Below are 25,829 nucleotides of genomic sequence, written 5' to 3' on the forward strand. Positions count from 1 at the left end.
ACCATGAATCCGGTGGCGGTGCCCAGCATGCGCGAGCGCGTGACACAGCTTGCGCTCAATGGCGCGCTGTTCGGGCTATGTTACCCCTTGGCCAACCACCTTGCCGAACGCTCCGGCGCCGCCCGCAGCGTGGCCCTGCCGTGGGACGCGGCCGTACCCTTTCTGCCGTGGATGGTGCTGCCCTATATGACGTCCGGCCTGCTGTTCGGACTCAGCTTTCTGCTGACGGACAGCCGCGCCAGGCTGTCCGCGCTGAGCCGCCGCGTGGCGTTTGCCACTGTGGCCGCCTGCCTGGTGTTCGCCGCCTTCCCGCTGCGTTTCAGCTACTTGCGGCCGCTTGTGGACGCTCCGCTGCCCGCCTGGCTGTTCGCGCAATTGTCCGCCATGGACCAGCCCTACAACCAGCTGCCATCGCTGCACGTGGCCTACTGCGTGATCTTCTGGCCCGCGCTGCGCCGCTTTGCAGGAGGCCGCACACAGCAGGCCGCGCTGGCCGCCTGGCTGCTGCTCGTCGCGGCCGCCACCGTGTTCACTTATCAGCACCATCTGGCCGACGTCGCCGCAGGCGCCCTGCTCGGCCTGCTTGCCATACGCCTGCTGCCCGAGGCCGCGTCCGGCGCGTCCGAGCCCGTCGCCTTCAGCTACACGCTGATGGCGGGCCTCTCACTGCTGGCGTGGTTCGCGTTGGGCGGCCTGTGGTGGCTGTACCTGTGCGCCAGCCTGCTGCTGGTGGCGTGGGCCTACCATCGCCGCCATGCCGCCTTCCTCCACAAGCACGAGGGCCGCTACCCGCTGTGGGTCTGGCTGCTGTACGCGCCCTACCTGGGCGGCTATCTGCTGACATGGCAACTGGTGCGCTGGCGCGAGCGGCACCGTCCGCCTTTCGACCGGCACAGCGAGCGCCTGTGGGTGGGCCGCCGCCTGAGCAATGCGGAAGCGGCCCGCCTGCCCGCCGGATGCGCCGTCATCGACCTGGCCAACGAACTGAGCGAAACAAAGGCACTGCGCAACCGCCCCTACCATCACTTCCCGCTACTGGACCTGCATGCGCTCGATGCGCGCTCAGTCCAGCCCATCCTGGCCGCCATCGCAGCCCACGCCGCCCAGGGCCGCGATATTTATCTGCACTGCGCCATGGGCTACCAGCGCAGCCGCCATATCGCCCAGCTTTACAAGGAGTATTCCCAGCAATGAGCTTTTCGATCTACCAGCTGAAGCCCAAATTCCAGCAACTGCTGCAGCCGCTGATGCGCGCGCTGGTGCGCTGCCGCGTAACGCCGAACCAGATCACGCTGGTCACCATGCTGCTGTCCGTGGCCTACGGCGCCGCGCTCACGTGGCAGCCTGATTGCGCAGGCTTGTGGCTGGGCCTGCCCGCCTTCCTGCTGCTGCGCATGGCGCTGAACGCCATCGACGGCATGCTGGCCAGTGCCACCGGCCAGAAAACCCGCCTCGGCACGCTGCTCAACGAACTCTGCGACCAGGTGTCCGACGCCGCGCTCTACCTGCCCTTCATGCTGGCCGCCGCGCTGCACGCGCCGCTGGTGGTGCTGTGCGTGGTGGGCGCGCTGCTGGCCGAGTTCACGGGCGTGCTGGCGCTCAGCGTGGGCGCCGCCCGCCGCTTCGACGGGCCGATGGGCAAGAGCGACCGCGCCTTCTGGTTCGGCCTGATTGCCCTGCTGATCGGCTACCAGGCCGCGCCGCTGCTGTTGAACGGCATACTGGTGCTGGTGATCGCCCTGTCCGTGTGGACCGTGTTCAACCGCCTGCGCCAGGCGCTGCGGGCTTCTGCGCCAGCGACACCGTAAAAATGCCCTCCAGGCCGATGCGCGTGGCAATCTTACGCCCGCCCGCATAGGCCACCAGGCCGTCCATTTCAGCTTGCGGCCGGGGCCGCATCTGCCACGGCGTGCCCCGGTGGCTGGTCAGCGTGAGAGCGATCATATCCAGCTGCGGGTGCCAGGGCTGGCCGGTATAAATCAGATAGCCGCCCGGCCGCAGCACGCTGAAGATGCCCTTGAGCGAGGCGCACACCGGCTCGTTGTCGCTGAACAGCTCATGCAGGCCGGACACGATGGCAATATCGTACTCGCCTTCGGCGGCGCGGTAGCTGTCCGGGCTGAAGGCGTCGCGCAGCTGGAAGTCCACGCTGGCGCGCAGTTGCAACTGCTCGGCCAGCACGCGCGCCTGGTCCATGTTGTGCTGCGTGTAGTCGCGCAGGGTGACCTGGATGTCCTTGTCCTGGAAGCGCTTCACGGTTTCAAGCACGTAGCGGCCGGAGCCTGCGGCAATATCCAGGATGCGCAGCGGCCCATCGCCCGTGTGCGCGGCGATGCGCTCGCCCAGCATCTGCTGCAACTGGCGCTTGCGCAGGCGGATGCCGCGCCAGCCCACCGCGTCCAGATAGCCCCGGTCCATGGTTTTGCCCATGATGAATCGTCCGCCGGCCTGGTTGCGGTACACATAGTCCAGCGACGCGCCGGAATCGAAGCCGTGTTCCAGGCCTATCTTCATGCCGTCGCTCACGCCGCCCAGCGTGCCCAGCATGACGCGCTGCATGCCGAACCAGGCCTTGGCGAGCGCGCCGCAGCTCTCGCCGGCCTGCATGGCGGCGTAGCGGCGCGCACTATGGCTGTCGCGGTCGGCATTCAGGTAATGCGACGGCGCCCACGGTGCGCGCTGGAAGCACTGCTCGACGAACTGGCGGCTTTCATGCAGAGCCACGCTGGTGTCCTGCTCGTAGAACAGCGCGTGGAAGGCGTCCGGCAGGCGCACGTAGCGCTTCAGCGGCGAGGACAATCGGTCGAAGAAGACCTGCTGCGGCGCTTCCTTCACCACAAAGTCCTTGCCTGCGGCCAGCATCAGCACCGGCGTATCGATGGCGGCGGCGTCGTGCACGATGCGCTGCGCGGTGTCCGCCAAGCCCAGCAGCACGCAAGCCGAGATGGCCTTGGCGATCAGCGGATCGGCCGCGTAGGCGGCAGCCTCCTGCGGCGAATGCGTCAGCATGCCGGGGCGGATATAGCTGGTGACGAACAGCTCGGGCTTGAAGCGGCGTGCGAAACGCAGCGCGGGCTTGGCCAGCGGTACGTAGAGCTTGATCTCGAAGGCGGCGGCGGCCATGATGACGCCCCGCACGCGCGGCGCGTAGTCGTGCAGCCAGGTGGCGGCGATGACCGCGCCGACGCTGTTGGCCACCACCAGGATGTTTTCCTCGGCAAAGCCGTGCGCGTCGCGGATGTGGCGGATGAAGGTGTCGAAGTCTTCCACCAGGGCTTCGAAACTGGGGGCGTCGCCGCGCTCTCCCGGCGAGTAGCCGTGTCCGCGCGCGTCCCAGGCAAAGGCGTGGTCCTGTGCAAAGCCGAATTGCTCGACCAGCGGCTGGATGCGGCCGGAATGCTCGTGGCCCCGGTGCAGGAAGACCAGCGCGCGCTGCGGCCCGTCCCGGCGCGGCGCCAGCGGTTCCCAGGCGCGGTAGAACAGCCGCGTTCCATCCTTGCAGTCGAAACCGGATTCGGTCGTGCGCCAGGCCAGTGAGCGTTCAGCTTTCATGCGGGCATCCCTTGAGCGTAGGTAATCAGAAAATACAGCAGCGGCGCGGTGACCACCAGGCTGTCCACCCGGTCCAGCATGCCGCCGTGGCCAGGTATCAGATGCGAAAAATCTTTCACGCCCAGCACGCGCTTGGCGGCCGAGAACATCAGGTCGCCGCAGAACCCGCCCAGCGACAGCAGCACGGCATAGCCCGCCAGTTGGCGCGCCGGCGCCAGGTGCAGATAGCTGCCCAGCGCCAGCGACAGCAGCAGCGTTGCCGCAACGCCGCCCAGCAGCCCCTGCCAGGTCTTGTTCGGACTGATGCCCGGCGCGATACGGTGCCGTCCGAACAGCGTGCCGCTGATGAACTGCGCCACGTCGTTCAGCGCGGTCAGCACGTACAGGTAAAACAGCCAGGCCAGCCGCTGATGCGGCGCCAGCGGCAGCATGTCGTAGCGCGGCAAAAAGCTGACGCCAAAGCACAGCATGAGCCACAGCAGCCACAACAGCGAAACCGTGCTGCGTAACCAGAGGAAATATACCAGTGTTATGAGGATGGCAATGGCCAGCGCAAGCGCAATTGCCTGAGGTTTGAGAAAAATCAAGGTGATGGTGGCGGCCAGTGTGGCCCCGGCGGGCCAAGTAAAGCGCACCGCGCCGCCCTGCCCGGCAAACGGCGCCAGCTCCCGCAGCGCCAGCACGCCGATGAGCAGCGCCAGCAAGGGCGCGCCCGCCGGGTGCAGCAGCAGGCTGAGCGTAACCACCGGGAAGATGGCCCACCAGGCGTTGACTTGCAGCCTGAGCCTGCTCTGCGGGCGGGCGCGCAGCTTCAGGCCGACGCCCAGCGAAGCCATGCCCAGCATCAGATACAGCATACCGAGCGCGGTCAGGATTTCCGTGCCCAGCAGAGAAAGCAGTGCTTGCATAATCGCCTCAATTGCTTGAAAGGCAATTATACGTTAAATTTTCCTTTAGACAACGTCCTGCGCGACAGGCAGCGCTTCGGTCTTCCAGCGCAGCATGCCGCCGGCCAGGTTGGCGACCTGCTTGAAGCCGGCCTTGGTCAGCAGCACGCTGGCCTGGGCCGAGCGCACGCCGGAGCGGCACACGGCAACGATGGGACGTTCGCGGTCGAATTCGTCCAGCTTGAACATCAGCTGCGACAGCGGCACCAGGCGCGCGCCGCGCAGATGGCCAAGGCGGTCGATAAACTCGGGCGCCTCGCGCACATCCACGATCTGCACCTGGTCGGCATGCTCGAGCAGCGCCATCGGTTCGATTTCCCACACGCCGCTGAAGCGCAGCGTGAGCGGCGCCCAGGCCGGCGTATCGGGCGGCTCGGTCCCGCCCTCGGGCTGGCCGCAGCGCAGGTTGGCGGGCACGGCCACCGCGATCATCTTGGGATGCGGCAGGTTCAGGTTGTTCATATGGCCGGCGAAATCGCCCTCGTCCACGTCGCCGCCCAGGCGCGGGTTGAAGCGGCGCTCCTCGGCCACGCTGGTGACGGTGATGCCACGGTAGTCGTGCGCGGGATAGAGCAGGCAGTTGTCGGGCAGCGTGAGGATCTGGCCGCGCACCGAGGCGAACAGTTCCTGCGGGCTGCCGCCCTGGAAATCGGTGCGGCCGCAGCCGCGTATCAGCAGGCTGTCGCCGGTGAAGGCCATGCTCTGGTCGTCCAGCACGAAGGTCAGGCAGCCGCTGGTATGGCCCGGCGTGGCGCGCACTTCCAGGTAGCGGCTGCCGAACTGGATGCGGTCGCCGTGCCGCAGCGGCCGGTCCGCCAGCTCGGCGCCTGCCGCCGCCGCCAGCGCAATGCCGCTGCCGCAGCTCTGGTGCAAGCGCCAGGCGCCGGTGACGTGGTCGGCGTGCACATGGGTGTCCAGCGAGGCCAGCAGGCGCAAGCCCAGCTCGCGCACCAGCGCCAAGTCGCGCGGCACCTGTTCGTAGACCGGGTCGATCAGCACGGCCTCGCCGCCGTCGCCGAGCAGGTAGGTGTAGGTGGACGAGGTTGGATCGAATAGCTGGCGGAAAATCATGGTCGTCCCTGAGTTGTTATTCCTCGAATGATAGCAAAGGGCGACGGCCATGCCAGGCGGCAAGGTAAAAAAAAGCCCGCTCAGGGAGCGGGCTACATCTATTGTCCGATTGGCCGGATGGGCCGAGAAATTTCTGGGACGTCTTTCGAACGCGTCAAGTCTCCACTAGCCAACGCAGCAGTCATCAAATGCGCAGTTCTCAACGCGCTGGAACGCTTCAAATTCAACAATTCCGGTTTCAGCAATTTATCTTCTTTGGAAGCCATGAAATTCTCCTAAAGGACACTCTATCGCTTTGAACACGGAAAGCACACCGTTCATAGGTAACTGCTTGAAAATTCTAGCATAAAACCTGTCCAGCACTGCAGAAACGGCCATGTAGAAGTATTGCGTAATCGCTGGATTCACCCGGAAATGCTGCGCCACTACATCTCCCAGGGCCTCGCCGAACTGAAACACGTACCGTGGGTCATCCAGATGCCATTCCGACGCTCTGAACTCATCGCCGGTTGCATCCGCACGGAAAACCTTGCGAGAACGACCTGCTCCCGTCACATCCCCAAAACTACCTGGGCGAGTGGCGCGCGCCGGTCTGACGCTGGCAAAAAAAAAGCCCGCTCAAGGAGCGGGCTAAATCTAATCTCTTGGAGGAGAATAGAGGAGACAGGTGTAATCATGCCGCGTCGCAGCATATAAATCTACTTTATCTTTCCAATGACAGTCATAGCCAAAACAAATATGTCTATTGCCTTCAGCCGCCGCCTCGCCCTCATCTTTGGAATTTTGCTTCCGCTGGCTGAACTGGTACGGCGCAGCGGGCAGCTTGGCAGCGCGGCCGTGATTCCCCATCTGCTGGACGACTTCCTGTTGGGCGGGAGTTTGCTGTATGCCGCCGCGCTATGCCGGCGCGATCCGCGCCGCGGCCGCCTCTATCTCGCGGCGGCGTGGGGCGCAGCGTGCGGCATGGGCTACAACAGCTTCATGTGGCAGCTGCTCACCCTGGACCAGCCCGACCCGGCACCTATTTCCTCAGCGGCGGTCGCCGCCGTCAAAGGCATCGGATTGCTGCTGTGCCTGGCCGCCCTGCTGGGCTGCCTGCGCGAACCGGATGCCGCGCCGCATCGACAAAAAAAAGCCCGCTACGGGAGCGGGCTAAATCTAATCTCTTTGAGGAGAATAGAGGAGACAGGACTATGATGCCGTAGCGCATCATATATTTCTACTTTATATTGGTGATGATAGAAATAAATGATGCGTATAACTTGGCAAAAATACTTACTTTCCCACGTCGGCTGCGTATGGGAGCACGCGGGAGGCCAGTCGGGTATCGGTTTTGAGCAGGCCCACTTCGTCGGCCAGGATGTGCACCGCTTCATTCAGCAGCACGTCCTTGGCCGCTTTGGCGGCTTTCTCCGCGTCCAGCTCGGCGCTCAGGCTGCGCTCGTCGCCTTGCAGGCCGTCGTCGGTGCGCAGCGCGCCCTTCACTGCCGCAATCTGGCGCGCGGCCTTGGCGTTGGCGTTGGCCGGCTTGGCCGCGATGGCCTTGTTCAGCGCTTCCTTGGCGTCCGGGATCAACACCGGATCATCCGGTGAGGCCACCAGGTTCAGCAGGCGTGCCTCGCGCAGCTTGGCGCGCGCTTCCTGCTGGTCGCGTTCCTTGCGGCGCGCAGCTTCGTTCAGCGAAATGGTGTTGTCCTTGCGCTGCTTCTTCACCAGGGCGATGTCCTCGGCCAAGTACTGGAAGTCCTTGTCCTTGGCCACGCGCGCCTCGTGCTTCTTGTCCAGCAGCGGCACGATCTCCTTCAGCTCGCCTGCGGGAATGTAGATCGCCGGCTTGATGGCCACCCACGGCAGCGCGTTGTCATAGCTCGATTCGCCAAAGGTTTCCGGGTCCGACATCGACGGCAGGTTGATGTCCGGCACCACGCCGCGCAGCTGCGTCGTGCCGCCGTTGATGCGGAAGAACTGCGCCACCGTCATTTTCAGTTCGCCGTAGCGCGGCTTGTCGGCCTGCGAATAGCGGTCCAGGCTCACCAGCTGCTGCACGGTGCCCTTGCCGAACGACGGTTCGCCGATGACCAGGCCACGGCCGTAGTCCTGGATCGCGGCGGCGAAAATCTCCGACGCCGAGGCCGAGCTGCGGTTGATCAGCACGCCCACCGGACCGTCCCATGCCAGGCCGGCGTTGGTGTCGCTCTCCACTTCCACTTTGCCTTGCGCATTGCGCTGCTGCACCACCGGGCCTTTGTCGATGAACAGGCCGGTCAGTTCCACCGCCTCGGTCAGCGAGCCGCCGCCGTTGTTGCGCAGGTCGATCAGCACGTTGTCGACTTTTTCCTTCTTCAGCTCGGCCAGCAGGCGGGCCACGTCGCGGGTGGCGCTCTTGTAGTCCTTGTCGCCCTTGCGGCGCGCTTCAAAGTCCAGGTAGAAGGTCGGCAGCGAAATCACGCCGACGCGGCGCTTGGCCGTGCCATCGCGCACTTCGAGGATGGATTTCTTGGCCGACTGCTCTTCCATGCTGATTTTCTTGCGCACCAGCGACAGCTGCGCCAGCTTGCCGTCCGGGCCGGCGTCGGCCGGCAGAATCTGCAAGCGCACCGTGGAATCCTTGGCGCCGCGGATCTGCTGCACCACGTCGTCGATGCGCCAGCCCACCACGTCGGTGAAGCTGCCGGACTCGCCCTGGGCCACGCCCACGATACGGTCGCCCACTTTCAGCTTGCCCGACAGCGCGGCCGGGCTGCCCGGCACCACTTCGCGCACCACGGTGTAGTCGTCGCGCTGCTGCAGCTGGGCGCCGATGCCTTCCAGCGACAAGCGCATGGCGATGTCGAAGTTTTCGGCGGCGCGCGGGCCGAGGTAGTTGGTGTGCGGCTCGATCGACATGGCGTAGGCGTTCATGAAGATCTGGAACACGTCTTCATTGTTCAGCTTGCGCGAACGGCTCATGTAATTTTCGTAGCGCTTGTCCAGCGTCTCGCGGATGGCCTTGTCGTCCTTGCCGGCCAGTTTCAGGCGCAACCAGTCGTTCTTGACGCGCTTGCGCCACAGGTCTTTCACTTCCGCGTCGGTCTTCGGCCATTCGGCCTTTTCCCGGTCGATCTGGTAGCTCTCGTCCAGCGAGAAATCGAATTTGGTCTTCAGCAGTTCGCGCGCGTAGCCGATGCGCTCGTTGAAGCGCTGCTGGTAGAGGTTGTAGATGGCGAACGGCACCGTCAGGTTTTCCGACATGATGGCGTCGTCCATCTTGGTGCGCATGGGGGCGAACTGGTCCACGTCGGCTTGCACGAAGAACAGCTTTTCGCCGTCCAGGGACTTGAAGTAGCGGTCGAAGATCTTCTCCGACATCGCGTCATCCAGCGGGGTAGCCTTGTAGTGATAGCGCGTCATGACGTGGGAAGCCCACAACGCGGCCTGCGACTGCACCGCCTGCGGCTTGACGATCTCCGCGGCCTTTTCAGGCGCCGCGGCGCCCACTTGTACCGATACGGCCAGCGCAATCGCGCTCAACAACATCTGCTTCTTCATCGGCTTACTCCGAAAACTTTGATTTCATGGAAAACTGGGTCCCGCTGCGCCTTATTCTACAGGATAGCAGGACGGCGGCAACGGCTGTACGGCTCAGTTTCGGCGCCTAGCCTTAAGGCTGAATTAAAGCGCCCGGCAGCGCCTCAGCCGCCGGCCTCGGGCACGGCGGACGCAGAGGGTATCCCGGAGCGCGCCCACTTGACCAGCTCGAACCAAGCCACGCTCAGCAGCGCAACCAGGCCGCTGCCAGCCAGTTGCGCCGGGCCAGGCTGAGCAAATGCGAACAGACTGCGCAAAGGCCCCCAACTGAGCACCAGCGCCAGGAGCAGGACGGCAGCCAGGCTGATCCAGGCAAACCAGCGGCTAGCTGCCGCGCGCGGCGCCCAAGCCGGCCGCGACCAGGTCCGATTGCTGTAGATTAAGCCCAAATCAGCCAGCACCAGCGCCACGAAGGCCGAGGTGCGCGCCAGGTCGTCGGATAGGCCGGACCATCTGACTTGCAGATACAGCCCGACCAGCAGCAGCAACAGGCCGCCGCCTTGCAGCAGGCCGCGCAGGAGTATCTCGCGGTCGAACAGGCGCATATCCGGCCGGCGCGGCTTGCTCGTCATCGCGTCGGGCTCGAGCGGCTCGGCCTCGAAGACGATGGAACAGGCCGGGTCGATCACCAGCTGCAGGAACATGATGTGTACCGGCATCAGCAGCATCGGCCAACCCAGCAGCACCGGCACGATGGACAGGCCGACGATGGGCACGTGCACCGCGACGATGAACACTATCGCCTTGCGCAAGTTCGCGAACAGGCGGCGCCCGTGCCGCACCGCCAGCAGCAGCGAGGAAAAGTCGTCCTTGAGCAGCACCAGCGCGGCCGCTTCGCGCGCCACGTCGCTGCCGCGCGCCCCCATCGCCACGCCGATGCTGGCCGCCTTCAGCGCCGGCGCGTCGTTGACGCCGTCGCCGGTCATGGCGACGATATCGCCACGGCGGCGGAAGCCCTGCACCAGCCGCAGCTTCTGTTCCGGCGCGATGCGGCAGAACACCGCGGTGTCCCGCAGCCGCAGTTGCAGGGCGGCATCGTCCATCGCCGCCAGCTCGGTCCCGGACAGCACGCCGGCGGACGCGCCGCCTATCCCGGCCTCGCGCGCGATGGCCTGGGCGGTGGCCGGATGGTCGCCCGTGATCATCACCACCCGCATGCCGGCCGCCTGGCATTCCGCCACGGCGGCCGGCACCTCCGGCCGCACCGGGTCGTGCAGCGCGACCAGGCCGAGAAAGCTGAACTCGAAGACATGCTGGTTGTCCGGCAGGCCGGCGGCCGGAAAGGTCGCCTGCGCCACGCCGACCACGCGCAGTCCCTGGCCGGCCAGCGCGGCGGCCCGGGCCGCAATGGCCGCCGCGCGCGCCGGCGCCAGGTGGCACAGATCGGCGATGGCTTCCGGCGCGCCCTTGGCCGCCACCAGATATGCCGAACGGTCCGGCGACCGCCACACGCGCGACATGGCCAGCATCCCCGGCGACAGCGGGTAGTCGTCTATCAGCTCCCAGTCGGCATGCAGGTGCTCGGTATCCGCCAGCAGGCGCGCGCCGGCCTGGACTATGGCCGACTCCATGGGGTCGAATGCCCGGCGGTGGCTGGCCAGCACCGCGTACTCGAGCAGGCCGTGCAGCTCCTCCTGCAGCGGCGCGCCGCCCGCCGCCCGGCAATCGTAGCCGGACTGCTCCGACCACAACTGGGCCACCTCCATGCGGTTGACCGTCAGCGTGCCGGTCTTATCGACGCACAGCACGCTGGTCGCGCCCAGCAATTCAATCGCCGGTATGCTGCGCGCCAGCACCTGCTCGCGTCCCAGCCGCCAGGCGCCCAGCCCCAGAAACAGCGTCAGGATCACCGGCAGCTCTTCCGGCAGGATGGCCATGGCCAGCGTCAGCCCGGCGAGCAGGCCTTGCAGCCAATCTCCGCGCAGCGCCCAGTAGGCCAGCGCCAGGGCGCAGGCCAGGCCAATGCCGCCGCTGGCGACGGCCTTGACGACAGCGCGGGTTTCGCTTTGAATCGGCGTCAGTTCGCCGCCGATGGCGGCCAGCGACGCGCCGATGCGCCCCAGCGCGCTTGCCGCGCCGGTGGCCACCACCACGCCACTGGCGGCGCCCTGCGTGACCAGCGTGCCGGAATAGACCCGGTGTTCGGCTTCGCCTTGCGCCGCGCCGGCCGCGCGCTTCATCACCGGAACCGATTCCCCCGTGAGCATGGACTCGTCCGCGCTCAGGCTGGCGGCGGACAACAGATCGATATCGGCAGGGACGCGATCGCCTTCGGCAAGCAGAACCAGGTCGCCCACCACCAGTTCGCGGCCAGCAATGCGTTGCTGCTTGCCGTCCCGCACCACCAGGGCGCGCGGACAGGACAGGTCGCGCAAGGCGCTCAGCGAGCGCTCGGTGCGGCGCTGCTGGAAAAACGTGGTGCCGACCACGATGCCGACAAAGCCCAGCAGCATCAGCGCCTCGTTCCGGTCGCCCAGCATCAGGTAGACCGCGCCGCAGGCGGCCAGCAGCAGAAACATCGGCTCCGATGCCACATCGAGCAGCAGGCGCCAGCCGTTCAAGGGGGGCGAGGCGGGCAGCGCGTTCGGGCCGGCGGCGCGCAGCCGCGCCGCCGCCTCCGCCGCCGTCAGACCTTCCCGCTCAGCGTGCAATGCCATCGTTGGACTCCGGTTCGGATGAGCAATTCCTTGGCGCGCAGCGCCAGCGGACAGCGTATCACACACTGCGCGCTCGCCATCCTTAGCGGGCCGGCTTAAGGATTGCCGATGGCATCGCGGCGCCGCGTTCAGAATTCCTTAATCTCCGGCGGCCACCATCCGCCTATGCCGACGCGCCGCCGGCCCTTAGCCGGGGCGCGCGATTGGCCAAACCAACGCACAGGAGCATCCCATGAACGACATGCAGGCCCGCCCCGGAGAACGCAACGGCTCCGCTTCCCCACCGTATCAGACGCTGGTCTGGGATCTGCCCGTCCGGCTGTTTCATTGGCTCATGGCCTTCAGCTTCGCGGGCGCCTATTTGACGGCGGAGATGGAGCGCTGGCGAACGGTCCACGTCACCCTCGGCTACACGATGGCGGCGCTGGTCTGCTTCCGCATTGTCTGGGGCTGGATCGGCACCGACTACGCCAGGTTTTCCAGCTTCGTGCGCGGACCGCGAGCGACGCTGCGCTATGTGCGCTCGCTGTTTAGCCCGCGCCCGCAGCATTTCACCGGGCACAATCCGGCCGGCGCCGTCGCGATCCTGCTGATGCTGGCCACCACCATGGCCCTGGCCGGTTCAGGCTGGCTGCTCTACACCGGCCGCGCCGGCGCATGGATGGAGGACGGGCATGAATTGATCGCCGAGCTGATGCTGGCCCTGGTGCTGGTCCACATTGGCGGCGTGCTGGCCGCCAGCCTGCTGCACCGGGAGAACCTGGCCAAGGCCATGCTCACCGGCCGCAAGCGGGCCGACGCCGGTGCGAAGGCACAGGGCCGGCGCGCCGGCACCGCCTTGCTGCTATTGCTGGCCGTGCTGGCGTTCTGGTGGTGGCAGGCCGGTCATGCGGAGGCGCCGGCAAGCGGTGCCACGTCCGCGGCGCAGCGGCACGGCGCGCACCGCGGCGATGACGACTGAGCTGGCAATCGTGGGATAATCCGGGCATGCACATACTCCTCGCCGAAGACGATACGCTATTGGGCGACGGCCTTCAGGCCGGCCTGCGCCAGCTCGGCTTTCAAGTCGACTGGGTGCGGGATGGCGCCGCGGCGGCGCGCGAACTGCGGGTGTCGCCCCCTTACACGGCGGCGGTGCTCGACCTCGGCCTGCCCGTCAAGGATGGCTGGGCCGTGCTGGACGACGTGCGGCGCGCCGGCGTGACGGTGCCGGTGCTGATCCTGACCGCGCGCGACGCCGTCCCCGACCGCATCCGCGGACTCGACCTGGGCGCCGACGACTATGTGGTCAAGCCGGTCGACCTGTATGAATTGGCCGCGCGCCTGCGGGCGCTGGTCCGGCGCGCACACGGCCAGATCCAGCCCTGCCTGCGCGCGCAGGATGTCGAACTCGACGCCGCCGCCAGAATGGTGCGCAAGGGCGGCGCGCCGGTATCGCTGTCGACCCGGGAATTCGACTTGCTGCAGGCGCTGATGCTCAATCCGGACAAAGTGCTCTCGCGCGAGCAGCTGGAACAATACCTGTATAGCTGGGGCAAGGAAGTCGAGAGCAATGCAATCGAGGTCCACATCCACAATCTGCGGCGCAAGCTGGGCGGGACGCTGATCCAGACGGTGCGCGGCGTCGGCTACATGTTGTTGCGGAGCGCCCCCTAGCATGCAGGACAGGCCCGCCTCGCTGCAAGGACAACTGATCCGGCCGGTGCTGGCTGTCGTCAGCCTGATCTGGCTGGTCGCCGCCGGCGCCGTCTGGTTCGACGCCCGGCACGAGCTCGACGAGCTGCTCGATGCGCGGCTGGCGCAGGCGGCGTCGCTGCTGCTGATCCAGAAATTCGGCGACTTCGACGGCGACGACATCGCGCCGCCGCCCGCCGGCACGGAGCAGTACGCCACCGCGCTGATGTTCCAGGTCTATCAATCGGGCCGGTTGATGCTGAAATCCGCCGACGCGCCGTCGCGGCCCATGATGGCGGGTGGCGCGCCCGCGGCGCAATACGCCACGCTGTCGCTGGCGGGCGCTTCTTGGCGGGTCTACCGGGCGCCGGACCGGACCCGTGCGCTCGAAGTGATCGTCGCCGAGCGCCTGGACGCGCGCCGGGAAGTGCTGTGGGCGGTGCTGCGCAGCAGCCTGTGGCCGCTCGCCGTGGCGTTGCCGCTGCTGGCCGCCGCCACCTGGTGGGTGGTGCGGCGGGGCACGGCGCCGCTGCGCGCGCTCAGCCGCGCCATCATGTCGCGCCAGCCGCACGCGCTCGAGCCCATCGCGGACCCCGGCATCCCCCGTGAACTGCAGCCGCTGCTGCGCTCAATGAACGGCCTGTTCCAGCGAATCGCCACCCTGCTCGACTCGGAGCGCCGGTTCACCGCCGACGCGGCGCATGAACTCAGAACGCCGATCGCCGCCATCCGCATGCAGGCGCAGGTGGCCGCCGCCGCCGCCGAGCCCGCGGCGCGACAACACGCGCTCGGTGCGACAATCGATGGCTGCGACCGCGCGACGCGCCTGGTGGAACAGCTGCTGACGCTGGCGCGCCTGGAAGCGAACGGCGTCACGGACCAACGCTGCCTGGACTTGCGGCAACTGCTGCGGCAGGTGGTGGCGGAGCTTGCGCCTCAATCCGCGGCGAAACAGCAGGAGCTGAGCTTCGACGCCGACCGGGCATGCCTGGTCCAAGGAAATGAGCTGCTGCTGGCTATCCTGTGCCGCAATCTGATCGACAACGCCATCCGCTACAGTCCGGTCAAGGCCAGCGTCGCGCTGCGGCTGCGGTGTGACAAGGACCGCTTCCGCCTGACGATAGAGGACAGCGGCCCCGGCATGGCTGCCGCCGACCTGCTACGCGTGGGCGAACGGTTTTTCCGGGTTGCCGGCAGCGGCGCAAGCGGCAGCGGGCTGGGCTGGTCCATCGCGCGGCGCATCGCCGCGCCGCACGGCTTCGCGTTGTGCGCGGAACCGTCCGCGCGGCTCGGCGGGCTGGCGGTCGGGCTAAGCGGTCCGCTGCTCAAACAGGCGGCAGGATGACGGTGTAATAGCTGGCGGACCAGGCCAGGGCGGCGATCACCAGGTAGGGCCAGGAGCGCAGCGCTATCTTCCAGTCCACTGCCGAGGGCCAGCAGGCCAGGAACTGCGGCGCCACGGCGAAGGCCAGCAACAGGTCCAGCGGCTCGAAATGCCAGCCGGGCTGGGCGCGCCACAGCGCCACCGCCAGCGGCACGGCCGCCACCAGGAAGGGGGCCAGCGCGACCGGGGCGGCGTTGTACCAGCGCACCCGGGTCAGGCTCACCGAGCCGAGCTGCCAGCTCTGCCCCACCCTGCGCGGCATCACGGAAAAGCCGGCTGGCCGCGCGCCCGTCAGCAGGCCGACGCAGAAATGCGCCAGCTCGTGGCAGATGGTGCCGGCCAGCGTGAACAGGAAAAAGAAGGGATGGAAGGCGGCCAGGCGCCGTATCACCAGCGCCAGCGCCAGCGACGGGGCCAGGTAGAGCAGAACGTTGAGCAGCACTTCGCGGTGCTGGCAGAACCAGGCGGGGGCGATGGCGGCACAGTCGAACATGGTCGGATACTACCGTGTTTCCGCCACCGCCGGCACAACTATCACTACTCGGAGTAGAAGCAGCGGCCGCAGGCCTGGCGGTAGCTCTCGTTGCCGCCTATGCTGATCTGCTCGCCCTCCTTCATGCGCTTGCCGTCCTGGTCCACGCGGATATTCATGGTGGCTTTCTTGCCGCAAGTGCAGATGTTTTTCAGCTCTTCGATATCGTCCGCCAGCGCCAGCAGGTAGGCCGAACCGGGGAAAGGCTCGCCCCGGAAGTCGCTGCGCAGGCCGTAGCTGATGACCGGAATGCCGCGCACCTGCGCCAGCTTGTGCAATTGCTGCACCTGCACAGTGGTCAGGAACTGCGCCTCGTCGATCAGCAGGCAGGCGATGCGTTGATCGATCACCTTGAGAAAATCGGTGTCGGCGTCAAACACCTCGGTCTCGCGCTGCGGGCCGAGGCGGGACGTGACCTTGCCCACGCCGTAGCGGTTGTCGATGGCGGCGGTGAACAGGCGCACGGCCTGGCCCTGTTCCTCGTAGTTGTGGGCGACCTGCAGCATGGCGGTCGATTTGCCGGCGTTCATGGCCGAATAGCGGAAGTAGAGTTTTGCCACGGCGATGCGAGTGAAATGAACAAAGCGGGATTATACGGCCCGAGTCCCCGGCCCCGCCAGTATGGCGTTGCCGCATCGCCAACTGCGCACGCTGGCACACCAAACCGACATGGTTGCAATTTAGCCAATCACATTTGACTTCAAATGTATTGCTTGCTACGATGGCCGCGTCCTCTGGCGCCTGGCGCCCGGAACCATATCCACATATGCCATCACCTTTGCCTTTGTGCAGCAGGAACCGAGATATTGAGTCGATTAAATAAACTGGGCGCTATCTTGCTGGCAGCCATGATGCTCGCCAATGCAGCTCGTGCGGAAACAACCCTGGAACGCATAGTCCGGACTGGAGTCCTACGCTTGGGGTATGTCGACGAGGCGCCGTTTGCCTACCTCCTGCCCGACGGCACGCTGACCGGCGAGTCCGCCGTGATCGCCACCGAAGTACTTGGCCGTTTGGGGGCGCAGCGCATTGAGCCGGTGGCTGCGACATGGGAGTCGCTTATTCCGGGCTTGCTGGCGGGCCGCTACGACATGGCCGCGGGCGCGCTGACGATTACACCGGAATTGAGCAATACCGTGTTGTTCAGCAATCCGCACTACCGGCTAGGCGATACGCTGCTGGTTGTGCGCAGCAATCCGCGCCAGTTGCGCAGTTACGGCGACATTGCAGCCGACCGGCGCCTGCGCCTGGCCGTGGTGACTGGGTCGGCCCAGTACGACTATGCGCTGGACGCAGGGATGAGCGCGCACCAGTTGCTGTCGGTGCAGAACAGCCAGGCGCAGTTGCAGGCCGTGCGCACTGGCCGGGCCGCCGCAGCCGCCGGCTCGGAACTGAGCATGCGCCGGCTGGCGCAGCGCGATCCGGCCCGGGTGCAAGCGCTGGCGGTGTTCGCTGACGACCCGGTACATGCCGGTTACGGCGCGTTCGCCTTCCGGCCTGAAGACGCGACCTTGTGCGATGCGGTGAACCGCGCGCTGAAGGGATGGCTCGGTAGCGCAGAGCACCTGCGCCTGGTGGCGCCATTTGGTTTTGGGCCGCTGCATGTCACAACCAGGACGGCGGCCGAAGTGGTGGCGCGCGCAGCACCTTAACACTTGTCGAAGACAAGGCAGTCCAGCTCAGTAGGCGGGTTACCGGACCCGTTGGCAGCCCTCATCGGGCTGCTTTTTTTTTGCGGCCCGCAGCCGGCCTATCAGCACGCGCGGGTTTTTCCGCTATGATGCGCCCATGTCTACCTCCACCTCGTCACTTGGCCACGAAAGTGCTTCCGATCCGGCGGCGCCTGCACGCGTGCTGCGCCAATTCCGCGTGCTGTTCAACGCGGTGCGCGGCCATTTTCGCGAAGTGGAGCGGGCAGCCGGCATCGGCGGCGCGCAGTTGTGGGCGCTAAGCGAGATCAGCGCCTCGCCAGGCATAGGACTGGGAGAGCTGGCAGCGGCGCTGGATATCCATCAATCGACCGCCAGTAATTTGGTGAAGGCGCTGCAGGAGCGCGAGCTGGTCACGCTGGCGCGGCGCGCCAAGGACCGGCGCGCGGTACAGCTGACGCTGACCGAAGAAGGGGCTGCGGTACTGGACAAGGCGCCCACACCTTTCCGGGGCGTGTTGCCCACCGCGCTGGGGGAGCTCGATCCGTCCGTGCTGGTCCGGCTGGAGGACGATCTGGCCGCGTTGATCGGGCTCTTGCAGGCCGGCGACCATGGCGCAAGAACGCCCTTGGCGGACCTGTAACTGTTCCGCTAGCGCGGCGGCGCCCGGTTTTTATTGATGATCGCCACCAAGATCAGCACATAGGACGCCAGACGGATCAAGTAATACAGGGGCGCGTCGGCATCGCCCAGCGGCGCCAGCGCCCATAGCAGGCGGTGCAAGGCCTCGAGCATGAAGGCGACCGCGAAGTACAGGAAAAAACGGTCGCGGGTCTGGCGCCAGAAACGCAGGAAAAACAGCGCGGCAACCAGTGCCGCCATCACGATGGCGCCGCTCAGCAAAGAGTTGACCGCCATCAGTCGTCCTCCCAAATCAAGCCATACAGCAGCGGCATCAAGGACAGCAATGCCGAACCCAGGCGCCAGAGCGACAGGTCCTGCTCAGGAAGAATGACGCGGTCCAGCATAAGCAGCATATTGTTGATGAACATGCCGGCGAAACACAGTCCGCTCCACAGCAGCAGCCGGTGCCGGGTCCTCGTGTAGCTGCGCAGCAGCAGCCAGGCACAGGCCAGCGCGGTTGCCGCGCACAGCAGGTAAATGATGATGGCCATTCAGCGCTCCTTCTTACGCCACACAAAGGCATCGGCAAACAGATGCGCTTTGCGGTTGGTCTTCAGGTGGATCAAGGTACTGACTTCGATCAGATTTTGCCCGTATATCACCGCCAGCTGGTCGACGAGGCCAGCGAGCTGCGGCGTGCGCGGGGCGTAGAAATACCGCGTCGGCGCCGCCTCGTGCAAGCTCAGCAGGCCAGCGCGCAGCAGTTGCGCCAGCAACTCGTCGGCCTTGGCCGTATTCAGGTACAGGCGTTGAGCCAATTGCGCGCTGTCCCACTCCCTGGCGCCACCGTCGCGCAGCAGCAGCAGCGCTTCCAGGAAGGGCACGGAGGGAATGCACTGGACAATGAAGCGTCGGATGTCGTCAGGAATCATGGATGGGCAGTCGCGCCACAAAAATACATTTGGACAAATTATATTCCGGAAACAATATGCCTGGCGCACGATGTTGTGCGACCGCCATGGGTCGCTTCGCCGGAGGCACAGCCTAGGCCGGCGGCGCCACGCGCCGCAACTGCAATTGCGCAAGCGCCCCGTACAGCGGCGGACTGAGCACGCGCGAGACCGTGCTGGCGATGACCGCGCAGGCCATCAGGCTCAGCACCATGGCATGGCCGTCCACCATTTCCATCACGATGATGAAGGCGGTGAGCGGCGCCTGGGTCGCGGCGGCCAGGAAGCCCACCATGCCCAGTGCGATGAGCGCCGGCGCGTAGGGATAGGCGGTCAGCAGCGCGATATCGCGCCCCAGTCCGGCGCCGATGGACAGGGACGGGGCGAAGATGCCGGCCGGTGCACCGGTCCACACGGTAAGCCAGGTGGCGGAAAATTTTTGCAAGGCGAAGCCCGGCGCCGGCGCCGCCGCGCCGTCGAGCATGGCTTTGGTGGCCTCGTTGCCGCTGCCAAACGTCGCGCCGTGACTCAGCACGCCGATCACGGCGACCAGCAGTCCGCAGCCCGCCGCGAACAGCACCGGACGGGCCGCGCGCCAGCGGCTGAAGCGGTCCGCCGACTGGCCGCTCAGGCTGGCGATCAGCAGGCGCGCGAACAAGCCGCCCGCCAGACCGCTGGCCAGCGCGGTGAGCAGCCCCGGCCAGAACAGCGGCCATCCGATGGGGCCGGCGTGGATCACGCCGAAATGCGTGCCGTTGCCATACACCGACACGGCGATCAGGCCAGCCAGGACGATGCCGGCGACTATCAGGCCGCTGTTGCGCTGCTCCGGCGCCCGCGACAGTTCCTCGATGGCGAACATCACGCCCGCCAACGGCGTGTTGAACGCTGCGGCGATGCCGGCCGCGCCGCCGGCCACCAGCAGCGACTGCGCCGAGACCAGGGATCGGCGCGGCAGCAGCGGCTGCACCGCCAGCATGACGCCGGCGGCAATCTGCACCGACGGCCCTTCGCGCCCCAGCGACAGGCCGCCCAGCAGGCCGGCGGCGGTCAGCCCGATCTTGGTCGCGCTCAGGCGCAAGGACACGAACAGCCCGCGTTGCGTCGGCCCCACCTCAGCTTCGAGGCAGGCCATCACCTGCGGGATGCCGGACCCGGCCGCGCCGGGGGCGTAATGCCGCGTCAGCCAGACCACGCCGGCCGCACAGGCCGGGCTCCAGACCAAGGGCAACCACCAGGCCCAGTGGCTGGCCCACTCGAACACGGCCAGCGCCGATTCGGCCAGCCAGGTGAACCCGACCACGATCAAGCCGGCCAGGGCGGCGGCGCCCACCACCACCGCGCGTGTCCACCATAGCCGTGGCGTGGCGAATTCGCGCCGGAAGGCGCTGGGAATGTCGTGCCGCTGGTGCATGGGATCGCCGGAGGAGAATAGAATCGTTATTATAGAAGATAGATTTGAACAAATGTAATTTCCGCAGCGACTATATTTGCTATACTTGCCACTTTGCCAAATTGAAACTCGGCCGCCTCGCCACTGCGGCTCGGCCCCTATTGAAGATCGCCCATGGAAAATCACACCGTCGAACTTGTCGCCGCCGTCTTGTTCGGCCTGGCACTGCTGCACACCTTCAGCGCCAAATTCTTCGAGGTGCTGGCGCACCGCAACGGCCGCCACGCGGGCTTGTTCCACCTGCTGGGCGAGGTCGAAGTGGTGTTCGGTTTCTGGGCCGCCGTCCTGATTGTCGCCATCGCGCTGATCGCCGGCAGTGAACCGGCGGTGCGGTATGCCGAGTCGCGCCAGTTCGCCGAACCGCTGTTTGTCTGCGTGGTGATGGTGGTGGCCGCATCCCGGCCAGTGCTGGCCTTCGTCAATGCGGTGCTGGTTCGGCTGGCGCGGCTACTGCCGCTGCCCGCGCCGTTGGCGCTGGCCTGGCTCGGGCTGGCCGTCGTCCCCCTGCTGGGCTCCTTGATCACGGAACCGGCCGCCATGACGCTGGCGGCGCTGATCCTGGCGCCGCTGGTGTTTCGGGCCGGAATGCCAGAATGGCTCAAATACGGCGCGCTGGGCGTGTTGTTTGTGAATGTCTCGATAGGCGGCACCTTGACTTCCTACGCCGCGCCGCCGGTGCTGATGGTGGCTGGCGCCTGGCAATGGGACAGCGGTTTCATGCTGATGACCTTTGGCTGGCGCGCGGCGCTGGCGGTACTGGTCAACGCGACCGGCGTGACTTTGCTGCTGAGGCGCCATATGGACACGCAAACAGTCCAGGCTGACGCTGGCGAGCCGGTACCCGTGCTGGTGAGCGCCATCCATCTCGGCTTTCTGGCCGCTATCGTGCTGCTGGCGCACCACCCCGTCCTGTTCCTCGGCATCTTCCTGTTTTTCCTCGGCTTTACCCAAGCCTACGAGCGCTACCAGCAGCCGCTGATTTTGAAGGAAGGGCTGCTGGTCGGTTTCTTCCTGGCTGGGTTGGTGGTGCTGGGCGGCCTGCAGCAATGGTGGCTGCAGCCTATCGTCGAGCAACTCTCGCCCACCGCCATGTTCTTCGGCGCGCTAGGGCTGACCGCCGTGACGGACAACGCCGCGCTCACATATCTGGGCTCCCTGATCGCCGGTTTGTCGCCTGAAGGCCGCTACAGCCTGGTCGCGGGCGCGGTGGCTGGCGGCGGGCTGACCGTGATCGCCAATGCGCCGAATCCGGCAGGCGTGGCCTTGCTGCGGCGCGGCTTCAACGATGAATCCATAGGCGCCATGGGACTGCTGCTAGGGGCTTTGATCCCGACCATGGTCGCGGCCGCGGCTTTTCTGACATAAGTGCCACCGCTGTGCCGGTAGTTGCCCGTCTACGACAATAGCTGCCCAACACACACCACTCCGCCACCGCCCCCCGCCGCCGAAAATAGGCGCATACTTGGACATGCAGAATTTGCATATACAAGCACACAATGATTCCTTCCCAGCGACTATCGTGCGGCCTAACATCCGCCTTTTTTCACGGAAAGCGCGGCCGACACAATCGGCCGGCGCTGTTTCGAAGCGAGGAGTGTTTATGAACCAACCCCACGAGGCCGCCCTGTTCGGCCTGATCGGCAATACCCCGCTGATCGAAGTCACCCGGCTCGACACCGGCCCCTGCCGCCTGTTCCTCAAGCTGGAATCGCAAAATCCCGGCGGCTCCATCAAGGACCGCATCGGCCTGTCCATCATCGAAGCTGCCGAGCGCAGCGGCCAGCTCCAGCCGGGCGGCGTCATCATCGAAGCCACGGCGGGCAACACCGGCCTGGGCCTGGCGCTGGTGGGCCGCATCAAGGGCTACCGCGTGGTGCTGGTGGTGCCGGACAAGATGTCCACCGAAAAAGTGCTGCACCTGAAGGCGCTCGGCGCCGAAGTGCACATGACGCGCTCGGACGTCGGCAAGGGCCACCCCGAGTACTACCAGGACTACGCGGCCCGCCTGGCGCGCGAGCTGCCGGGCGCCTTTTACGCCGACCAGTTCAACAACCCGGCCAACCCGCTGGCCCACGAAACCACCACCGGCCCCGAAATCTGGGAACAGATGGGCCACGACGTGGACGCCATCGTGGTCGGCGTGGGATCGTCCGGCACCCTGACCGGGCTGAGCCGCTTCTTCCGCAAGGTGCAGCCGGAGCTGGAATTCGTGCTGGCCGACCCCAAGGGCTCCATCCTGGCCGAATACATCGACAGCGGCGTGGTGTCCGACACCAGCGGCTCCTGGGCGGTGGAAGGCATAGGCGAGGACTTCATCCCGTCCATTGCGGACATGACTTCTGTGCGCAAGGCCTACACCATTTCCGACCAGGAAAGCTTCGACAGCGCGCGCGCCCTGCTGGGCGCCGAAGGCGTGCTGGGCGGCTCGTCCACCGGCACGCTGCTGGCGGCGGCCCTGAAATACTGCCGCGAGCAGACCGAGCCCAAGCGCGTGGTCAGCTTCGTGGCCGACACCGGCACGCGCTACCTGTCCAAGATGTACAACCACGGCTGGCTGGTGGACCAGGGCCTGGTGCAGCGCCCGCAAACGAACGACCTGCGCGACCTGATCGGCCGCCGCTACGACGAGGGCGACGTGGTCAGCGTGGCGCCGTCCGACACCTTGCTGGTGGCCTTCAACCGCATGCGCGCGGCCGACCTGGCCCAGCTGCCGGTGCTGGACCAGGGCCGCCTGGCGGGCATCATCGACGAGTCCGACCTGCTGCTGAAGGTGGACAACCACGCCGAACAGTTCAGCAGCCTGGTCGGCGCCACCATGACCACGCGGCTGGAAACGCTGCATCCCTCGGCCAGCGTGCAGGCGCTGCGCAGCACCCTGGACCGCGGCCTGACCGCCGTGGTGGCCGACGACAACAAGTTCTATGGCCTGATCACCCGTTTCGACCTCCTCAACCACTTGCGCAGGACTTTATCTTGAGCTCAAACAAAGACCACAAAGCCCACCTGGCCACCCGCGTCATCCACGCGGGCCAGTCGCCCGATCCGTCCACCGGCGCCATCATGCCGCCCATCTACGCCACCTCCACGTTTGTGCAGGAAAGCCCGGGCGTGCACAAGGGCCTGGACTACGGCCGCTCGCACAACCCCACCCGCTGGGCGCTGGAGCGCTGCGTGGCCGACCTGGAAAGCGGCGTGCAAGGCTACGCCTTCGCGTCCGGCCTGGCCGCCATTTCCACCGTGCTGGAGATTGCCGACGCCGGCTCGCACATCATCGCGGGCGACGATATGTACGGCGGCAGCTACCGCCTGTTCGAGCGCGTGCGCCGCCGCAGCGCGGGCCACGACTTCACCTATGTGGATTTGACCAATCCGGAAAACCTGCTGGCCGCCATCCGCCCGGAAACGCGCATGGTGTGGGTGGAAACGCCGACCAACCCCATGCTCAAGCTGGCCGACCTGCAGGCGATTGCCAAAATCTGCCGCGAGCGCAACATCATCGCCGTGGCCGACAACACCTTCGCCAGCCCGCTGGTGCAGCGCCCGCTCGAGCATGGCTTCGACATCGTGGTGCATTCGGCCACCAAGTACCTGAACGGGCACTCGGACATTATCGGCGGCATCGCCGTGGTGGCGGGCGAGGAACGGCAGGCGGCGTGGCGCGAGCAATTGGGTTTTCTGCAAAATTCGGTGGGCGCCATCGCCTCCCCCTTCGACAGCTTCCTGGCCTTGCGCGGCGTGAAAACGCTGGCCATCCGCATGGAACGGCATTGCGCCAGCGCCTTGCAGCTGGCCGAGTGGCTGGAGCGCGAGCCCAAGGTGAAGAAGGTGTTCTACCCGGGCCTGAAGTCGCATCCCCAGCACGAACTGGCCAAGCGGCAGATGGAGGGCTTCGGCGGCATTATCTCCATCGACCTGGACACGGACCTGGCGGGCGCGCGCCGCTTCCTGGAGCGCTGCGAGGTGTTTGCGCTGGCCGAAAGCCTGGGCGGCGTGGAAAGCCTGATCGAGCACCCGGCGCTGATGACGCACGCCAGCATACCGGCGGCCCAGCGCGCCGCGCTCGGCATAGGCGACGGGCTGATACGCCTGTCGGTAGGCATCGAAGACCTGGCCGACCTGCGCCAGGACTTGCAGCACGCGCTGGACGCCATCTAGCGCGGCTTCGAGGGGTCCGGCACGTTGAACACGCGCCGGACAAAGCTTTCCATGGCCTGGAACACCCCTTCCACGCCGAAGCCGGCGATAAAGGACAGCGCCGAGCCGCTCAGCGTCCACGCGCCCGCCAGCGCGGGCTCGGCGGTGCTGCCTGTGCCGCTGGCGTTGACGAACAGGCCGATGCACGCGCCTATGGTGGCGCCCAATGCCAGCTGGCCCAGCGCCAGCGAATGGTCGCGCGGCGACAGCATGCTTTCCCGCATCTTGCGCCACAGGTCGCGCACCACCGCCGCGCCAGCGCCCAGGATGCCGTAGCACAGCGGCAGCACCGCGCTGCCCAGCACCAGCGTGAGGATGCGCGCGGTTTCCTCGTCGCCGCCCTGGCGCGGCGCGCGGCCGGGACGCTGCGGCGGCTCGGGAATGGGTTCCAGGAAATAGGTCGCGCTGCGGTACAGCGCCTTCCACGGCTGCAGCCAGGCGGCCAGGTTGTGGCGGGTGACGGAGCGCTCGCGGTCCAGCCGGCTGTCCTGCGCGCACAAATGGTATTCCTCTATGCTGCGGTAGCGCTGCGCCGGCGGCGTGTTGTCCAGCTGGGGTGCGCGCTCGGGGTCGCAGTAGACCACCAGGCGCATGGGCGGCGTGACGGCCGCCGCTTGCGGCGCACCCTTTGCCAGCCGCGCCAGCTCGTCCGCCGCCAGCTTGGCCTCGGCGTCCGACACCTTGGCGGTCAGCTCGCGCTGCTGGGTGCGCAGCGTGTCCAGGTGGGTCAGGATCACATTACCCGCCGTGACGTTCCAGGACAGCAAACAGGTGAACACCAGCCAGATCACCAGGCCCACCACGATGCGCCAGATGCCACGGCTGAACTTGCCGGCCGGGCCGATCAGGCCGGGGAAGGCGGTGCGCGCCAGCGACATGCGCGTGGGCGGGCGCGTAAAGCCGCCGCCCGGGGCGATCAGGTCGCCATTGCTGGCGCCGGCACGGCTGCCCGGCCAGCCGTTGCCTCCGCCGCCGGCCCCACCGCCTCCGCCTCCGCCTCCGCCTCCGCCTCCGCTACCGCTTCCGCCACTTCCAGCACCGCTGCCCCCGCCGCTGCCATGGCCGCCGTCGCCTCGGCCGGAACCGGGCGCCCTGCGGCTCGCGCTGTCACCCATCAAGCCGCCGGGGCCGGAGGGGCCGCCCAGCCAGGGCGGCGGCCCTGCGTCCGCGCGCATGCCCTCCCCGTCGCCGGCTCCGGGCTGCGCGACGCCGCCTCCCCGGCGGTCGACATGGCGGCCCCAGCGCGAGCGCTGGCGCGGGTCGTCCTCGCCCACCACCAGCAAGGTGAAGGCGATGGTGGCGCCGTTGGCCGGCTTGGCGGCGGCGTTCAGTTTGTCTTTGGCTTGCAGCAGGATGGCCGCCTGATGCGCCTGGCTGGCCTGGCCGGCCTCGGGCGGCCAGCCGATTTCGCAGATCTCGGTGATCAGCTCCTGCACATCCGGCGCCAGGCCCTTGTCCCAGCGGCCGGAAATGAAGTCGAGCAGCAAATACACTTCGCTGAGCTCGCGCACGAAGATGAAATCGCGGATCTGGACGGGCCGCGCGGCCCCTTCGCTTTTAATGTCAGCCATGGCG

General features: G+C 66.7%; 24 protein-coding genes. 11 read left to right on the forward strand and 13 right to left on the reverse strand.

The window, feature by feature from the left end; genetic code table 11:
- The first annotated feature begins 3 nt into the window (after positions 1-3).
- Positions 4-1,194 (forward strand): phosphatase PAP2 family protein, encoded by a 1,191-nt coding sequence (locus GTP77_RS11325; RefSeq protein WP_229202162.1) that lies wholly within the window; start codon positions 4-6, stop codon positions 1,192-1,194.
- Positions 1,191-1,808 carry a CDP-alcohol phosphatidyltransferase family protein gene (locus tag GTP77_RS11330; RefSeq protein ID WP_161072272.1) on the forward strand — a complete coding sequence of 206 codons (618 nt, stop codon included), beginning with the start codon at positions 1,191-1,193 and terminating at the stop codon, positions 1,806-1,808. The genes GTP77_RS11325 and GTP77_RS11330 overlap by 4 nt, the downstream gene beginning before the upstream one ends.
- Here GTP77_RS11330 and GTP77_RS11335 read toward each other — a convergent pair.
- The 4 genes from GTP77_RS11335 to GTP77_RS11350 all read right to left on the reverse strand — a co-directional run bounded on the left by GTP77_RS11335 (position 1,759) and on the right by GTP77_RS11350 (position 5,836).
- Complete coding sequence (locus tag GTP77_RS11335; RefSeq protein ID WP_161072273.1) at positions 1,759-3,552, reverse strand: bifunctional alpha/beta hydrolase/class I SAM-dependent methyltransferase; 1,794 nt, start codon at positions 3,550-3,552, stop codon at positions 1,759-1,761. The two genes, GTP77_RS11330 and GTP77_RS11335, sit on opposite strands and share 50 nt — an antisense overlap.
- Entirely contained in the window at positions 3,549-4,460 is a 912-nt protein-coding gene (locus GTP77_RS11340) for a phosphatidate cytidylyltransferase (RefSeq protein WP_161072274.1), read from the reverse strand. The genes GTP77_RS11335 and GTP77_RS11340 overlap by 4 nt, the downstream gene beginning before the upstream one ends.
- A gap of 45 nt (positions 4,461-4,505) precedes the next feature.
- Positions 4,506-5,570 (reverse strand): MBL fold metallo-hydrolase, encoded by a 1,065-nt coding sequence (locus tag GTP77_RS11345; RefSeq protein ID WP_161072275.1) that lies wholly within the window; start codon positions 5,568-5,570, stop codon positions 4,506-4,508.
- Between the two features lie 98 nt (positions 5,571-5,668).
- Positions 5,669-5,836, reverse strand: coding sequence for a hypothetical protein (locus tag GTP77_RS11350; protein WP_161072276.1), 168 nt, complete (start codon positions 5,834-5,836; stop codon positions 5,669-5,671).
- A 472-nt stretch (positions 5,837-6,308) separates the two neighbouring features.
- Here GTP77_RS11350 and GTP77_RS11355 point away from each other — a divergent pair, with 472 nt between their 5' ends.
- The gene (locus GTP77_RS11355; protein ID WP_161072277.1) at positions 6,309-6,767 is read left to right on the forward strand and encodes a hypothetical protein; all 459 of its coding nucleotides are present in this window, start codon (positions 6,309-6,311) and stop codon (positions 6,765-6,767) included.
- A gap of 78 nt (positions 6,768-6,845) precedes the next feature.
- On the opposite strand, the gene GTP77_RS11360 is transcribed toward GTP77_RS11355, so the two are convergent.
- Both GTP77_RS11360 and GTP77_RS11365 read right to left on the reverse strand, forming a co-directional pair.
- Positions 6,846-9,098, reverse strand: a complete 2,253-nt coding sequence (locus tag GTP77_RS11360; protein WP_161072278.1) for a carboxy terminal-processing peptidase — start codon at positions 9,096-9,098, stop codon at positions 6,846-6,848.
- Between the two features lie 143 nt (positions 9,099-9,241).
- Positions 9,242-11,794, reverse strand: coding sequence for a cation-translocating P-type ATPase (locus tag GTP77_RS11365; RefSeq protein WP_161072279.1), 2,553 nt, complete (start codon positions 11,792-11,794; stop codon positions 9,242-9,244).
- A gap of 232 nt (positions 11,795-12,026) precedes the next feature.
- Here GTP77_RS11365 and GTP77_RS11370 point away from each other — a divergent pair, with 232 nt between their 5' ends.
- The 3 genes from GTP77_RS11370 to GTP77_RS11380 are packed head-to-tail and all read left to right on the forward strand — an operon-like array spanning position 12,027 to position 14,813.
- Positions 12,027-12,755, forward strand: a complete 729-nt coding sequence (locus GTP77_RS11370) for a cytochrome b/b6 domain-containing protein (RefSeq protein ID WP_187358686.1) — start codon at positions 12,027-12,029, stop codon at positions 12,753-12,755.
- A gap of 26 nt (positions 12,756-12,781) precedes the next feature.
- Entirely contained in the window at positions 12,782-13,450 is a 669-nt protein-coding gene (locus GTP77_RS11375) for a winged helix-turn-helix domain-containing protein (RefSeq protein WP_161072280.1), read from the forward strand.
- Position 13,451: 1 nt separating this feature from the next.
- The gene (locus GTP77_RS11380) at positions 13,452-14,813 is read left to right on the forward strand and encodes an ATP-binding protein (protein WP_161072281.1); all 1,362 of its coding nucleotides are present in this window, start codon (positions 13,452-13,454) and stop codon (positions 14,811-14,813) included.
- Here the strand turns inward: GTP77_RS11380 and GTP77_RS11385 are convergent.
- Together GTP77_RS11385 and GTP77_RS11390 are read right to left on the reverse strand one after the other, a co-directional pair.
- Positions 14,794-15,345 (reverse strand): hypothetical protein, encoded by a 552-nt coding sequence (locus GTP77_RS11385; RefSeq protein WP_161072282.1) that lies wholly within the window; start codon positions 15,343-15,345, stop codon positions 14,794-14,796. The genes GTP77_RS11380 and GTP77_RS11385 overlap by 20 nt on opposite strands.
- Before the next feature lie 44 nt (positions 15,346-15,389).
- A complete protein-coding gene (locus GTP77_RS11390) occupies positions 15,390-15,944 on the reverse strand; it encodes a thymidine kinase (protein ID WP_161072283.1) in 555 nt (184 codons plus the stop codon).
- Between the two features lie 276 nt (positions 15,945-16,220).
- On the opposite strand from GTP77_RS11390, the gene ehuB reads away from it, so the two are divergent.
- Complete coding sequence (gene ehuB / locus GTP77_RS11395; protein WP_308807716.1) at positions 16,221-17,036, forward strand: ectoine/hydroxyectoine ABC transporter substrate-binding protein EhuB; 816 nt, start codon at positions 16,221-16,223, stop codon at positions 17,034-17,036.
- A 136-nt stretch (positions 17,037-17,172) separates the two neighbouring features.
- Complete coding sequence (locus GTP77_RS11400) at positions 17,173-17,676, forward strand: MarR family winged helix-turn-helix transcriptional regulator (protein WP_161072285.1); 504 nt, start codon at positions 17,173-17,175, stop codon at positions 17,674-17,676.
- Positions 17,677-17,684: 8 nt separating this feature from the next.
- Here the strand turns inward: GTP77_RS11400 and GTP77_RS11405 are convergent, their stop codons facing one another.
- The 4 genes from GTP77_RS11405 to GTP77_RS11420 all read right to left on the reverse strand — a co-directional run bounded on the left by GTP77_RS11405 (position 17,685) and on the right by GTP77_RS11420 (position 20,021).
- A complete protein-coding gene (locus GTP77_RS11405; protein WP_161072286.1) occupies positions 17,685-17,951 on the reverse strand; it encodes a DUF5985 family protein in 267 nt (88 codons plus the stop codon).
- Positions 17,951-18,208, reverse strand: coding sequence for a DUF5985 family protein (locus GTP77_RS11410; RefSeq protein WP_161072287.1), 258 nt, complete (start codon positions 18,206-18,208; stop codon positions 17,951-17,953). Before GTP77_RS11410 ends, GTP77_RS11405 begins: the two co-directional genes overlap by 1 nt.
- Positions 18,209-18,589, reverse strand: a complete 381-nt coding sequence (locus GTP77_RS11415; protein WP_161072288.1) for a hypothetical protein — start codon at positions 18,587-18,589, stop codon at positions 18,209-18,211.
- Positions 18,590-18,701: 112 nt separating this feature from the next.
- A complete protein-coding gene (locus GTP77_RS11420; protein WP_161072289.1) occupies positions 18,702-20,021 on the reverse strand; it encodes a chloride channel protein in 1,320 nt (439 codons plus the stop codon).
- A gap of 153 nt (positions 20,022-20,174) precedes the next feature.
- Here GTP77_RS11420 and GTP77_RS11425 point away from each other — a divergent pair, with 153 nt between their 5' ends.
- The 3 genes from GTP77_RS11425 to GTP77_RS11435 all read left to right on the forward strand — a co-directional run bounded on the left by GTP77_RS11425 (position 20,175) and on the right by GTP77_RS11435 (position 24,215).
- Positions 20,175-21,425, forward strand: a complete 1,251-nt coding sequence (locus GTP77_RS11425; RefSeq protein WP_161072290.1) for a putative Na+/H+ antiporter — start codon at positions 20,175-20,177, stop codon at positions 21,423-21,425.
- A 235-nt stretch (positions 21,426-21,660) separates the two neighbouring features.
- Complete coding sequence (locus tag GTP77_RS11430; RefSeq protein ID WP_161072291.1) at positions 21,661-23,037, forward strand: pyridoxal-phosphate dependent enzyme; 1,377 nt, start codon at positions 21,661-21,663, stop codon at positions 23,035-23,037.
- The gene (locus tag GTP77_RS11435; RefSeq protein ID WP_161072292.1) at positions 23,034-24,215 is read left to right on the forward strand and encodes a trans-sulfuration enzyme family protein; all 1,182 of its coding nucleotides are present in this window, start codon (positions 23,034-23,036) and stop codon (positions 24,213-24,215) included. The genes GTP77_RS11430 and GTP77_RS11435 overlap by 4 nt, the downstream gene beginning before the upstream one ends.
- Here GTP77_RS11435 and GTP77_RS30190 read toward each other — a convergent pair.
- The gene (locus tag GTP77_RS30190; RefSeq protein WP_187358687.1) at positions 24,212-25,825 is read right to left on the reverse strand and encodes a hypothetical protein; all 1,614 of its coding nucleotides are present in this window, start codon (positions 25,823-25,825) and stop codon (positions 24,212-24,214) included. The two genes, GTP77_RS11435 and GTP77_RS30190, sit on opposite strands and share 4 nt — an antisense overlap.
- Positions 25,826-25,829: the final 4 nt, after the last annotated feature.

Origin of the sequence: Pseudoduganella aquatica, assembly GCF_009857595.1 — a bacterium.
Taxonomy (GTDB): domain Bacteria; phylum Pseudomonadota; class Gammaproteobacteria; order Burkholderiales; family Burkholderiaceae_D; genus Rugamonas; species Rugamonas aquatica_A.